This window comes from Phenylobacterium sp. (genome assembly GCF_044371015.1).
GTDB lineage: Bacteria > Pseudomonadota > Alphaproteobacteria > Caulobacterales > Caulobacteraceae > Phenylobacterium.
This window is the reverse complement of record NZ_JBILUK010000092.1, coordinates 1-11,665: the sequence shown is the minus strand read 5'-3', so window position 1 is coordinate 11,665 and position 11,665 is coordinate 1. Positions and strand designations below refer to the sequence as shown.

Genomic DNA, 11,665 nt, shown 5'->3' with positions numbered 1-11,665 from the left:
GGACGGCGGCTACCAGTGGCTGTGGCTCCGCGCCAACGGTGAGTGGGAGGCGTTCGGCCGTCGCGGCAAATGGACTTCCGGCCGCTGGACCCAGAAGGATGCGGGCAAGGTTTGTCTGCGCCAATCAAAGCCCATCCCGATCCCGCTCAGCTATTGCACCGACTTTCCGGCCAATGGCGGCATCGGCGCGGTCTGGGCCTCACGCAGCCTTGAGGGCGACCCGATCCGCGTCACCGTCGTCAAGGGCATTCAACGGCCCTAGACCCCTCAGAACCTAGTGAAAATGCCCCTGGTGGGCATGGTCGCCTGGCGGCCGCGTCTCGATGGTCACGTGCGACAGGCCGGCGAGGCCTGAAAGCCGCGCGCGCAGGTCGTCGGCTGTTCGCGTCGAAGCCACCACAGCAATCACCGCGTGATGGCCGGGCCCCAGCCGCCAGAGGTGCAGGTCCACCACCGCCTCGCCCCCGGACGACAAACGGCGGCGCACTTCGGCGGTGAGCGCCGGCGCCGGATTGATGTCGAGCAGCGCGGCGGCCGCCCGACGCGCCAGTCGCCAGGCGAAATGGGCCACGAGCGCGGCCCCGGCCAGGCCGGCCAGCGGATCGGCGAGCTCAAACCCCAGCGTCCCCGCGAACACCGCCGCCATGGCCAGCACGCCCACCCCGGCGTCGGCCACGAGGTGCAGGTGGGCGGCGTTGATGTTGAGGTCGCCGTCCGGATCGTGGCGCGCGGCGTCCGAGCCGGTGGGCCGAAGCAGCCAGGCGCAGACCACGGTCACCACCAAACCGCCGAGCGCGATCGGCAGGGCGCCATGGAAATGCACCGCATGCGGGTCGACGATCCGATGCGCGCTTTCCCAGGCGATCAACCCGGCGGTGGCGCCGAGCACCAGTGCGTTGGCGAAACCGGCCAGATAGCCGACCTTGCCGGTGCCGAAGCTGAAGGCGGGATTGGCCGCGTGGCGACGCGCGAAGGCATAGGCGATCGCCGCAACCACCAGCGACGCCACATGGGCGGCCATGTGCAGCCCGGCGCCGATCAGCGCCATGGAGTCCGTGATGATCCCCCCCGCCACCAGCGCCAGGAGTGTGCCCACGCAGATCGCGGTCACCAGCCAGGTGCGCCGCTCGTTCCGCCGGTGGTCGGCGCCCAGATAGGTGCGATCCTCGCGGAAGGCGTCCAGCGGCGTAGGATCGGAGGTCGGCGTCGCAGTCATGTGTTATAGTATAACGCTTTTGAGGCTCAACGCCAGCCTTGGGCGCGTCTTGCCGGAAGTCCCGCCTTCATTATCCGCGCGCGTCCGACTAAATGTCCGGCCATGAGCGAGACCCCCATCACCAAGACGCCCGTCACCGTGCTTACCGGCTATCTCGGCGCCGGCAAGACGACGCTGCTTAATCGCATCCTCTCGGAGGACCATGGCCGCCGCTATGCTGTGATCGTCAACGAGTTCGGCGAGGTCGGGATCGACAACGACCTGATCGTCGGCGCCGACGAAGAGGTCTTCGAGATGAACAACGGCTGCGTCTGCTGCACAGTGCGCGGCGACCTGATCCGCGTGCTTTCGGGCCTGATGAAGCGGAAGGGCGGCTTTGACGCCATCATTGTGGAGACCACGGGCCTGGCCGATCCGGGCCCGGTGGCCCAGACCTTCTTCGTCGACGAGGATGTGCGCGCCAAGACCGAGCTCGACAGCGTCACCACCGTGGTCGACGCCAAGCACCTCCTGCTGCGCCTCAAGGACAGCCGTGAGGCGGTGGAGCAGGTGGCCTTCGCCGACCAGATCATCCTGAACAAGACCGACCTCGTCACCGAGGCTGAACTGGCCGAGGTGGAGCGGGCGATCCGCCGCCTGAATCCGATCGCGCCCATCCGCCGCGCCCAGCGTTCCAACGTGCCGCTGGAAACGATCCTGGGCCAGCATGCCTTCGATCTGGCCCGGATCACCGACCTGAAGCCGCAGTTCCTGAACCCCGCTCACGGAGAGGACGGTCACGTCCACGACGAGCACTGCGATCATGATCATGGGCACGACCACCATCACCATGATCACGACCACCATCATCACGCGCATGATCACGTGGCCGAAAGCGGCATCGCTTCGGTGTCGCTGACCGCGCGCAGGCCCATCGACGGCCAACGCGTCACAGCCTGGCTGAACAACGTGCTGCAGACGCAGGGAGCAGACATTCTGCGCGCCAAGGGCATCCTCGACGTCAAGGGCGAGGACCGGCGGCTGGTGTTCCAGGCCGTCCATATGATCCTGGAGGGCGACTTCCAGGGCGAGTGGAAGTCGACGGACGACCGTTACTCGCGGCTGGTCTTCATCGGCCGCGACCTCAACGAGGCCGCGCTCCGGGCCGGCTTCGAGAACTGCATCGCCGCCTGAGAGGCGGTCAGGCCAGCGCCATCGGGCTCGCGGCGAGTTGCTTCAGCCTCTGGGTCGCCACCACGTCGGGCCGGAGTGAGCCGCACCACTCGGCGACGCGGCCGCCGCGCCACTCCAGGAGCACCTTTCGGCCCTCGATCCGATAGCGACCCCGATGCACGCGGGGGCCGACTTCGACTTCAATCTGGTTCCACATTGTCCTTCGCGCCTTCAGCGCCACAACGAGGATCGTTCTGACCCTCACGGTCAGCGGAGAATGACCGAACGCGCTTTCGACCGCCTTAAGCGACAAGGTAACCACGGCGTTCACCAAGAGGTCGTGATCGGGGAGCGCCGCCGCGCCGGTCCAGCATCCGAGACACGAAAACGCCCGCCGGATCACTCCGGCGGGCGCCTCAAAACCGAAACTCCGAAGGGCTCAGAGCTCTTCGTTGATCAGGGCCACCTGATAGAAGCCGTTGCCCTGCAGCATGTTCATGACGGCCATGAAGTCGCCGTAGACCACGTCGCGGTCGGCCCGGATGTAGACCCGCTGCTCGGTGGGCGGCATGGTCGGGTCATCCTTGGTCAGCGCGGCGGACAGGTCGCCCGTCAGCCGCTCCAGCGTGGTCGGCGCTTCGCCGATGAACACGGCCTGACCGCGTTGGATGTTGATGAGGATCGGCTCCTTCACCTTGGTGCCGGGGGGCGGCGGGATCGCCGGCGGCAGGTCGAGCTTGATCGACACGGTCGCAGCCGGGATCGACACCATGAAGATGATCAGAAGCACGAGCATCACGTCCACGAAGGGCGTGACGTTCATGTCAGAGTTCTGGCCGAGGTCGAACTTGCCTCCGCCGCCACCGCCTACCTTGGCGCCCATGCGATGCTGTTCCTCATCCGTGAGCGCGCGTGGTCTCGCGCCCTGTCGTCCGATCCATTGGCAAGCCGCCGTGAGCTTGTAAAGCCTTAAGCGAGAGTTACGGCGCCGGCTTCGGCTTGCCGCCGCCGGAAGGGCTCTTTACGAGGCGCCCATGATCCTCGACTTCGACGCCTTTGTGACCGCCGCGGCCTTCGACCGGGAGGGCCGTGCGGTCTTCGCGCTGGGTGACGGGACCGTGCGATTCGACAACGGCGTCACCCATCAGGCGCACGACGGCGCGGTGCTGTCGGCGGCCCACGCCCCAGGCGGTCGCGGCGTGCTGACCGGCGGCGACGATGGCCGTGCGGTCATCACCACCCTCGAAGGCGTCTCCGAGATCGCGGCGATCCCGGGCCGCTGGATCGACGCTGTGGCCGCCAGCGACGCCTCGGGCCTGGTGGCCTTCGCGGCGGGCCGTGAGCTGCATGTACGCGACCCCGCCGATGCGGCCTTTCAGCGCTTGTTCCGGCACGACAAGTCGGTCGCCGACATCGACTTCGACGCCAAGGGCCGCCGGATCGCGGTGGCCACCTATGGCGGCGCCTGGTTGTGGTACGCCCGCATCGCGGAGCAGAAGCCGGCCAGGCTCGACTGGGCCGGCAGCCATGTCGGCGTCCGCTGGAGTCCGGACGGAAAGTTCCTGGTCAGCGCCATGCAAGAGAACCAGCTGCATGGCTGGCGCGTGGCCGATGAGAAGAACATGCGCATGGGCGGCTATCCGGCCAAGGTGAAGAGCCTGGCGTTCATGGCCAAGGGCTCGATGCTCGCCACCTCGGGGGCCAATGGCGCCGTCGTGTGGCCCTTCGCCGGGGCCACGGGTCCGATGGGCAAGCAGGCGGCCGAGATCGGCTGGGATGAGAGCGCGCTGGTGGCCCGGATTGCTGCGACGCCCGATGGATCCTGGCTGGCCGCCGGCCTCGATGACGGCCGCGTCTGGGCCTGCGACGTCACCGGCGAGCGTCTGGTTCACCTCAAGGCCGACAAGGGCCCGCCGATCACCGCCCTGGCGATTTCGCCCGACGGCGCCCGCGTGGCCTGGGGCGACGAGGCCGGCGGCGCTGGGGTGGGGGCGGTGAGTTAGACTCCTCTCCCAAAGTCATCCCGGACGGCTGCAGGCCGATCCGGGACCCAGCATCCCATGCCGTGCGACTGGGTCCCGGCTCTCCGCTTTGCTGCGGCCGGGATGACTGCAATTCAAACTTAAAGTTGGAACCTAGACGTCCACCTCGGCATCCAGCGCATTGGCCTGGATGAAGTCGCGGCGGGGTTCCACCAACTCGCCCATCAGGCGGCTGAACATGTCGTCGGCGTCGTCGGCGTGGTTGACCCGCACCTGCAGCAGCGTGCGGGCCTCGACGTCGAGGGTGGTCTCCCAGAGCTGCTCGGCGTTCATTTCGCCCAGGCCCTTGTAGCGCTGGATGGAGAGGCCGCGCCGACCGCCGTCGAGCACCGCACCCACCAGGTCGAGCGGTCCGCGCACCGTCGCCGTGCGATCCCGACGGGTGAACAGCGCCGGCTTGGCGAAGGTCTCGCTCATCCTGGCGGCGCGCTCGGCCAGGCGGCGGGCGTCGGCGGCGTGAAGCAACAGTTCGTCCAGCACCAGCCGTTCGGTCACCCCTCGGCGCACACGGCTGAACATGTAGCCGCCGGCCTCGGCCCGCGCGCCGCTCCAGGCGCCGTCGCCCTCCTCGGCGTAGAGATCGAGCCGGCGGGCAGCCTCGGCCACGTCCTCCGCATTGCCCATAAGGCCGGCCAGCGCCGCCTGCTCGATGGCGAAGGCGGGCGCGCGGCTCGACAGCCGCTCGATGTTGGCCTTGGCGCCCCGCGCGGCCTGAACCAGCTCCAGCAGGTCCTGGCCCGCCAGCCGTTCGCCTGAGGCGAGGTCCAGCGTCGCGCCGTCCACGCCCTCGTCCACCAGATAGGCGTCGAGCTCGGGATCGTCCTTGAGGTAGCGGATGCTCTTGCCCTTGGACGCCTTATAGAGCGGCGGCTGGGCGATATAGAGATATCCCCGTTCAATCACCTGCGGCATCTGGCGGTAGAAGAAGGTGAGCAGCAGCGTGCGGATGTGAGCGCCGTCGACGTCGGCGTCGGTCATGATCACGATCCGGTGGTAGCGGATCTTCTCGATATCGAAGTCGTCGCGGCCGATGCCGGCGCCCAGCGCGGTGATCAGCGTGCCGACCTGTTCGGACGACAGCATTTTGTCGAACCGCGCCCGCTCGACGTTCAGGATCTTGCCGCGCAGGGGCAGGATCGCCTGATTGTCGCGATTGCGCGCCTGTTTGGCCGAACCGCCGGCTGAGTCGCCCTCGACGATGAAGATCTCCGACTTGGCGGGGTCCTTCTCGGCGCAATCCGCCAGCTTGCCCGGCAGCGACGAAATATCGAGCGCCGACTTGCGCCGCGTCAGTTCGCGGGCCTTGCGGGCGGCCTCGCGGGCTGCGGCGGCCTCGGCGATCTTCTGCACGATCATCTTGGCTTCGGTCGGGTGCTCCTCGAACCAGGCTGAGAGTCCTTCGCCGACCAGTCCCTCGACCGCCGGGCGCACCTCGGAAGAGACCAGCTTATCCTTGGTCTGGGAGGAGAACTTGGGGTCCGGCACCTTGACCGAGAGCACGCAGGTCAGGCCCTCGCGGGCGTCCTCGCCCGAGACGCTGACCTTCTCGCGCTTGGCCGCGCCCGAGCTCTCCGCATAGCTCGTGATGATCCGGGTCAGCGCCGAGCGGAAGGCCGCCAGGTGGGTGCCGCCGTCGCGCTGGGGGATGTTGTTGGTGAAGCAGAGGACGTTCTCGTGATAGCCGTCGTTCCACCAGAGCGAGAGGTCGACTTCCACCGTCTCGCGGCGGCCGCGCACCACGATGGGCGCCTTCAGGAGCGGGGACTTGGCCTTGTCCAGGTGGCGCACGAAGGCCTCTATGCCGCCGTCATAGTGCATGATCTCGACGGTCGGCTCGGCGCCGCGGTGATCCTTCAGCCAGATGGTCACCCCGGAGTTGAGGAAGGCGAGCTCCCGCAGCCGGTGCTCCAGCGTCTTCAGGTCGAAATCGATGAACCGGAAGGTTTCAAGCGACGGAAGGAAGGTCACCTCGGTGCCGGTCAGCGGCTCGCCGTTCTCACGCTTGGGCGAGGGGCCGGTGACGATCAGCGGCGAGACTGCGTCGCCCCGCCGGAACTCCATCTCGTGCGCCAGACCGTTGCGGTGGATCTTCAGCTTGAGGAAATCTGACAGGGCGTTGACCACCGACACGCCCACGCCGTGCAGGCCGCCGGAAACCTTGTAGGAGTTCTGGTCGAACTTCCCGCCGGCGTGCAGCTGGGTCATGATGACCTCGGCCGCCGAGACGCCTTCCCCCTCGTGGATGTCGGTGGGGATGCCGCGTCCGTCGTCGGTGACGGTGCACGAGCCGTCGGCGTTGAGGATCACCTCCACCCGGGTCGCCCAGCCGGCCAGCGCCTCGTCGATGGCGTTGTCGACCACCTCATAGACCATGTGGTGCAGGCCCGAGCCGTCGTCGGTGTCGCCGATGTACATGCCCGGCCGCTTGCGCACCGCGTCAAGGCCCTTCAGCACCTTGATCGAGTCTGCGCCGTAGTCCTCGGCGCCCGTCGGATCGGTGTTGTCTTCGCTCATCTGAGGTCCGTTCTGGCAAGCCATAGCCGGGGGCTGCGCCGCGCCCGGTCATTCGTTTTCACCATACAGCGTTCGCGGCTGATTCTGCACACATTTCGGACGATCCGAGACCTTAAGTCACCTCCCCCGCGATGCGGCGGGAGGGGGACCGCTCGCCGAGGACCGTCAGGTCCGTAGAGCGGGGGGTGGAGGGGGCAAGCCGCAAGCTCAGCGCCCGCCGCCGCGCCATACGCGGAGCCTGAGGTTCGCCCCCTCCACCATCGGCTCTTCGGCCGATGGTCCCCCTCCCGCCGCTTTGCGGGGGAGGTTCTAGGGACCCTTACCCCTCCGGCGTCAGCGCCACGTCGACCATGATCTCGCCGGAGATCGCTTCGAGCGCATCCTGCACGGCATCCGCCGCGAGGCCGGGCGGAAGGCGCAGACGGGCGTCGACATGGAACAGCGGCGCGCCGGAGTGGGCGCCCGTGCTGAGGCGGGTTTCGAAGGCTTCGATGTTGACGGAGAGGCCGCTCAACGCAGCGGTCACCTGGCGTACGATGCCGGGGCGATCCTGGCCGACGACGCTGAGCCGCAGGACCTCGCCCTCGGCGGTAGAGCCCGCCAGCGCCGGCGCGACCTGGACGGTCAGACCGGAGGCGTCGACAGAGCGCACCGTCGCACGCAAGGCCTCGACCTGGTCCGACTCGATCTCGACCAGCACCGAGCCGACATAGAGCCCGCCCAGCCGGCTCAGGTGGCCCTCCAGCCAGTTGCCGCCCGCCGACAGAACCGCCGCCGCCAGAGCCTCGGTCAGGCCCGGCCGGTCGCTGCCGATCACGCTCAGGATCACATTCGCCATGGCCCGCTCGATAGCAGCCGCGCCCGTTTCAGGCCACCCGCCGCGCGGTCCGGGCGTGGGCGTGGGCGATGGCGACGGCCAGGGCGTCTGCGGCGTCGGCGCTGGTCTTCCCGGCGGTCGGCAGCAGGCGGGCGATCATCCAGGCGACCTGGGTCTTGTCGGCGCCGCCGGTCCCGACGACCGCCTTCTTGACCACCGTGGCGGCGTATTCGGCCACCGGCAGGCCGGCGCGCGCCGGGACCACCAGGGCCATGGCGCGGGCGTGGCCGAGCTTGAGCGCCGACTGGGCGTTGGAGTTGATGAAGGTCTCCTCGACCGCCGCCTCGTCCGGCGCATGGGCGGCGACCACCGCCTCGATCCCTTCGAACAGGGCCATCAGCCGTTCCGCAAACGGCAGGTCTGGATCCGGCGAAATCACCCCGTGCGCCACATGGCCGATCCGGGCGCCCTCGCAGGCGATCACGCCCCAGCCGGTGCGGCGAAGGCCAGGGTCCAGCCCCAGGATACGGACGGGTCGAATCGGTGCGGCGCTCACCGGAGGAGGGTGGTCTCCAGAACCACGAAAAGCACGAAAAACACGAAAGCAAGAATCCATGGAACGCACGGAACTCACGGATGGAGCCAGCGGCGAGGCGACGATCCACAGCAAGGAATACGGGTGAACGAGACCCCAGGATTCCTGACATCCCGGCCGCAGGTCTGCGCTGCGGCCGGGATGACCAGTGTTTAGGGACTCCCGAACCCGAGTTCGGAGATCTGTGCGACCGTCAAGATCGAATGACGCGCGTCGCGCATCGTTTGCGAGGGATCAAGCGGCCCTGCAGGCCATCCGCAGCTTCCGCGCTTTCCATGAGTTCTGTGGTTCCAAGACTCACGCCCGGCCGAGGATCTTGGCCTTCATCTCCTGGAACTCCGCGTCGCTGATCGCGCCCTGGTCGAGCAGGTCCTTGGCCCGCTCGATCTCTGCGACCATCCGCTCGGTTCCGCCACCGCCGCCGACCCCGCCATCCAGGCCGCCGCCGATGGAGACCCCGCCCGAGGCGGCGCGCGTCTCTTCCAGTCCGCGCACCCGGCGCTTCTCCTCCCAGGCCTGCTCCTCGTACTGCGCCTTGGCGTAGATCTCCGAGGCGGTGGCGTGAGGGACGCCGTCCACCGCCACGCCCGGCGCGCCGGCGATCAGGCTGTCGAAGGCCAGGTTCGAGCCGCAGAGGCCCGGCAGCACGTTCTGCTCCAGCCGCACGTCCTTGAGGTCCTTCCACTGCATGTCGGTCATCTTGAACCCGCCGAGCAGGCCGCGCCGCACCATCACGATGCGGCTGCCGGTGATCGCCACCACCGCCCGCCGCTGGAAGAGCGCGAAGACGCGGGCCTGGATCGCCCGGGCGCTCGCCTGCTCGCCGGTCATCAGAACGTCGTCCAGGCCCGCCAGCGCCCTGCGCGCCCGCGCCTCGGCGCCCAGGAACACGAGACCCGCCCAGATCGCCACGGCGATGAGACCCACGCCCAGCGTCAGAACCGAGACCGCCGCCCAGATCCCCACCGCCTTAAGGAGTTCGATCACGCCCTTCATGCTGGCCTCCACGCCGCGAAGGGGGACGGTAGACCCGCGATCCCCTGGCCTCAAGGCGGGGGACGCTCGCCGGACGGGCGAACCGTTTCGGCGGCGCGGGCGCGCTGATCCGCCGCCGACGCTACGCTGCGGCCTGATCGCACCCGGACTCAGAATGGAAAAGCCCCGGCCTCGGCCGGGGCTTTTTCGTATGCGGGTGAGAGGGCATCCGATGGTCCATGCGGTTCCCGGCCTTCGCTGGCAGGAGCGGGACGCGCCTCGGGTTGAAGCGCGCGCCTCAGTTCAGCCGGCGCGGCAGGTCGCCCAGGAACCGGCCCTCGACGAAGACCTCCACCGCCTCGCAGGCGGGATAATCGCTCAGAAGGGCTTCCGCGGCGCGGATGGCGTCGTGCACGTCGCCGATGACGCCAGTCACCAGCGGGCGGGCGAGATCAGCGCCCAGGCCGCTCAGCAGAAAACTGTCCATGACGATTCCCCGTATCTTTCTCTGGATAACGACGGTTTGATGACGACGCCACCAACCCTCGGCTGAGCCGTGACTCTTCCCAGGCGAATGACCCCAGAGCTTTCGTCGCCGCCGGTGAATCGGGCGCATACGAAGAGGCCTAACTTCGCTTAACCTCGCGGGCGAACCGGAGGCCCTGATGACCGAACCCGCCCAGGACGAGCCGCTCAACACCCGCGCGCGGCTGGATGCGCTGCTGTCCCGCATCATCGAGGAGCCGGAGCGACGGGGCGAGATCGCCGCCGGCATCGCGCGCGACTTCACCCAGCGCCAGGCGGTGCTGGTGCTGGACATGAGCGGCTTTTCCCGCACCACCCAGGTGCACGGCGTGGTCGCGTTCCTGATGATGATCCACCAGATGCGACTCCTGGCCACGCCGGCGATCACCGGCCGCAATGGACGGGTGATCAAGGCCGAGGCCGATAATCTCTATTGCCTGTTCGACCAGGTGGCCGATGCGGTGGCGGCCGCGCGCGAGATCATCTCCCGCCTGGCCACAGTGAATGTGCTCATGCCGGCCGACCGGCGGCTCTACGCGTCCATAGGCATCGGATTCGGCGACATCCTGGTGCTGGCCGACGAGGACCTGTTCGGCGATGAGGTGAACCTCGCCTCCAAGCTCGGCGAGGATGTGGCCCAGGGGGGCATGGTGCTCCTCACCGAAGCCGCCCGCGCCGAACTCGATCCCGCCATCCCGTCCACGCCCGAGCGGGTCAGCGTCTCCGGCCTCGCGCTGGTCTATCACGCGCTGGCGTGAGGGGGAGCGGCCCCCCTCCACCACGCTGCGCATGGTCCCCCTTCCCCGGCGGGAGAGGACAAGAACGCCCTGGTCCTCCCCCGGGCGCGAAGCGCCGGATCGGGGGAGGTGTCCGCGCAGCGGACGGAGGGGGGCTGGCCCTACGCCCGATGGATCGGGTCGATCCAGGCGACGCCTTCCGGGGCCTCGGCCGGCTCGATGTCCAGATTGACCACCACGGCCTCGCCATCCGAGCGCACCAGAACGCAGGACAGCGGCTCATCCGGAGAGGCGTTGATCTCCTGGTGCGGCACGTAGGGCGGCACATAGATGAAGTCGCCCGGACCCGCCTCGGCGGTGAATTCCAGCCGCTCGCCCCAGCGCATCCGCGCCCGGCCGGAGACCACATAGATCACGCTCTCCAGCGGCCCGTGATGGTGCGCCCCGGTCTTGGCGTTGGCGTGGATGTGCACGGTGCCCGCCCAGAGCTTCTGGGCGCCCACCCGGGCGGTGTCGATGGCCACGGCGCGGTCCATGCCGGGCGTCGTCGCGGCGACGGGGCCGAGTTCGCCCGCCGGCACCACTCGCACGCCGGAGTGCTTCCAGCCGTCGTCAGGGACGTTCGTCGGGTCGATCATGGCGGGCTCGCGGCTGAGGGACTGGCGGGAACAACGGGCGGAGGCGCGGTGACCCGGCTGACGCGGGTGATGCGCACCGGCTTGACCAGCATTTCGCCCTTCATGGCGCCTTCGCCCCGGTTGGGATCCGTCGGCAGCACGATGATCTTACGGATCACCTCCAGCCCCTCGACCACTTCGCCGAAGGCGGCGAAGCCGGGGTTGGCCCGGGGGTTCTTCGGGTCGGCGTCGAGATAGCTCATGTCGCCCAGCATGATCGACCAGTCGGCCTGGGCTGTGCCGGGCGCATGGCGGCCCATGGAGATCACCCCGTCCTTGCCGTGGGTGAGACCGGTCTTGATCGTGGACTCGTGCGCGATCGGCGGCAGCACCCGCCGGGGGTCGTTCTGCAGTCCGCATTGGACGAGGCCGTAGTCATTGCCCGCATAGTCCTTCGGCTTGCTGGCGCGATAGC

At 68.5% G+C, this 11,665-nt stretch carries 14 protein-coding genes; 4 read left to right on the top strand and 10 right to left on the bottom strand.

All coding sequences use genetic code 11. The annotated features are described in order from the left end of the window. Positions 1-262 (top strand): hypothetical protein (locus ACIQ3R_RS09575; protein WP_397417775.1); only part of this gene is annotated, 262 nt, incomplete at its 5' end. A gap of 12 nt (positions 263-274) precedes the next feature. Here ACIQ3R_RS09575 and dmeF read toward each other — a convergent pair. After that, on the bottom strand, positions 275-1,216 hold the full coding sequence (gene dmeF, locus ACIQ3R_RS09570; protein WP_397417773.1) for a CDF family Co(II)/Ni(II) efflux transporter DmeF: 942 nt from the start codon (positions 1,214-1,216) through the stop codon (positions 275-277). A 102-nt stretch (positions 1,217-1,318) separates the two neighbouring features. On the opposite strand from dmeF, the gene ACIQ3R_RS09565 reads away from it, so the two are divergent. Next, positions 1,319-2,389, top strand: coding sequence for a CobW family GTP-binding protein (locus ACIQ3R_RS09565; RefSeq protein ID WP_397417769.1), 1,071 nt, complete (start codon positions 1,319-1,321; stop codon positions 2,387-2,389). Positions 2,390-2,396: 7 nt separating this feature from the next. On the opposite strand, the gene ACIQ3R_RS09560 is transcribed toward ACIQ3R_RS09565, so the two are convergent. Together ACIQ3R_RS09560 and ACIQ3R_RS09555 are read right to left on the bottom strand one after the other, a co-directional pair. Next, positions 2,397-2,699 carry a hypothetical protein gene (locus ACIQ3R_RS09560; protein WP_397417767.1) on the bottom strand — a complete coding sequence of 101 codons (303 nt, stop codon included), beginning with the start codon at positions 2,697-2,699 and terminating at the stop codon, positions 2,397-2,399. Positions 2,700-2,807: 108 nt separating this feature from the next. After that, positions 2,808-3,251, bottom strand: a complete 444-nt coding sequence (locus ACIQ3R_RS09555; protein WP_397417765.1) for a biopolymer transporter ExbD — start codon at positions 3,249-3,251, stop codon at positions 2,808-2,810. Positions 3,252-3,402: 151 nt separating this feature from the next. Here ACIQ3R_RS09555 and ACIQ3R_RS09550 point away from each other — a divergent pair, with 151 nt between their 5' ends. Continuing rightward, positions 3,403-4,371 (top strand): WD40 repeat domain-containing protein, encoded by a 969-nt coding sequence (locus ACIQ3R_RS09550; RefSeq protein ID WP_397417762.1) that lies wholly within the window; start codon positions 3,403-3,405, stop codon positions 4,369-4,371. Positions 4,372-4,503: 132 nt separating this feature from the next. Here the strand turns inward: ACIQ3R_RS09550 and gyrB are convergent, their stop codons facing one another. From gyrB to ACIQ3R_RS09525, 5 genes are all read right to left on the bottom strand, one after another. Beyond that, positions 4,504-6,948, bottom strand: a complete 2,445-nt coding sequence (gene gyrB, locus ACIQ3R_RS09545; protein ID WP_397417760.1) for a DNA topoisomerase (ATP-hydrolyzing) subunit B — start codon at positions 6,946-6,948, stop codon at positions 4,504-4,506. Between the two features lie 295 nt (positions 6,949-7,243). Next, positions 7,244-7,762 carry a glycine cleavage system protein R gene (locus ACIQ3R_RS09540; protein WP_397417757.1) on the bottom strand — a complete coding sequence of 173 codons (519 nt, stop codon included), beginning with the start codon at positions 7,760-7,762 and terminating at the stop codon, positions 7,244-7,246. A 28-nt stretch (positions 7,763-7,790) separates the two neighbouring features. After that, complete coding sequence (ruvC, locus tag ACIQ3R_RS09535) at positions 7,791-8,297, bottom strand: crossover junction endodeoxyribonuclease RuvC (protein ID WP_397417755.1); 507 nt, start codon at positions 8,295-8,297, stop codon at positions 7,791-7,793. 336 nt (positions 8,298-8,633) lie between these two features. Continuing rightward, positions 8,634-9,332 (bottom strand): SHOCT domain-containing protein, encoded by a 699-nt coding sequence (locus ACIQ3R_RS09530; RefSeq protein ID WP_397417753.1) that lies wholly within the window; start codon positions 9,330-9,332, stop codon positions 8,634-8,636. Between the two features lie 277 nt (positions 9,333-9,609). Further along, positions 9,610-9,798 (bottom strand): hypothetical protein, encoded by a 189-nt coding sequence (locus ACIQ3R_RS09525; protein WP_397417751.1) that lies wholly within the window; start codon positions 9,796-9,798, stop codon positions 9,610-9,612. A gap of 178 nt (positions 9,799-9,976) precedes the next feature. Here ACIQ3R_RS09525 and ACIQ3R_RS09520 point away from each other — a divergent pair, with 178 nt between their 5' ends. Beyond that, on the top strand, positions 9,977-10,594 hold the full coding sequence (locus ACIQ3R_RS09520; RefSeq protein ID WP_397417749.1) for a hypothetical protein: 618 nt from the start codon (positions 9,977-9,979) through the stop codon (positions 10,592-10,594). A gap of 140 nt (positions 10,595-10,734) precedes the next feature. Here ACIQ3R_RS09520 and ACIQ3R_RS09515 read toward each other — a convergent pair whose 3' ends face one another. Both ACIQ3R_RS09515 and ACIQ3R_RS09510 read right to left on the bottom strand, forming a co-directional pair. Further along, positions 10,735-11,211, bottom strand: coding sequence for a cupin domain-containing protein (locus tag ACIQ3R_RS09515; RefSeq protein ID WP_397417747.1), 477 nt, complete (start codon positions 11,209-11,211; stop codon positions 10,735-10,737). Continuing rightward, the coding region (locus ACIQ3R_RS09510; protein WP_397417745.1) for a peptidylprolyl isomerase at positions 11,208-11,665 on the bottom strand (458 nt) is incomplete at its 5' end. The genes ACIQ3R_RS09510 and ACIQ3R_RS09515, both read right to left, overlap by 4 nt.

Bases quoted from the DNA above. Each gene is read 5' to 3' on its own strand.
- dmeF (WP_397417773.1), bottom strand. From the start codon at position 1,216: ATGACTGCGACGCCGACCTCCGATCCTACGCCGCTGGACGCCTTCCGC.
- ACIQ3R_RS09565 (WP_397417769.1), top strand. From the start codon at position 1,319: ATGAGCGAGACCCCCATCACCAAGACGCCCGTCACCGTGCTTACCGGC.
- ACIQ3R_RS09555 (WP_397417765.1), bottom strand. From the start codon at position 3,251: ATGGGCGCCAAGGTAGGCGGTGGCGGCGGAGGCAAGTTCGACCTCGGC.
- ACIQ3R_RS09550 (WP_397417762.1), top strand. From the start codon at position 3,403: ATGATCCTCGACTTCGACGCCTTTGTGACCGCCGCGGCCTTCGACCGG.
- gyrB (WP_397417760.1), bottom strand. From the start codon at position 6,948: ATGGCTTGCCAGAACGGACCTCAGATGAGCGAAGACAACACCGATCCG.
- ACIQ3R_RS09540 (WP_397417757.1), bottom strand. From the start codon at position 7,762: ATGGCGAATGTGATCCTGAGCGTGATCGGCAGCGACCGGCCGGGCCTG.
- ACIQ3R_RS09530 (WP_397417753.1), bottom strand. From the start codon at position 9,332: ATGAAGGGCGTGATCGAACTCCTTAAGGCGGTGGGGATCTGGGCGGCG.
- ACIQ3R_RS09525 (WP_397417751.1), bottom strand. From the start codon at position 9,798: ATGGACAGTTTTCTGCTGAGCGGCCTGGGCGCTGATCTCGCCCGCCCG.
- ACIQ3R_RS09520 (WP_397417749.1), top strand. From the start codon at position 9,977: ATGACCGAACCCGCCCAGGACGAGCCGCTCAACACCCGCGCGCGGCTG.
- ACIQ3R_RS09515 (WP_397417747.1), bottom strand. From the start codon at position 11,211: ATGATCGACCCGACGAACGTCCCTGACGACGGCTGGAAGCACTCCGGC.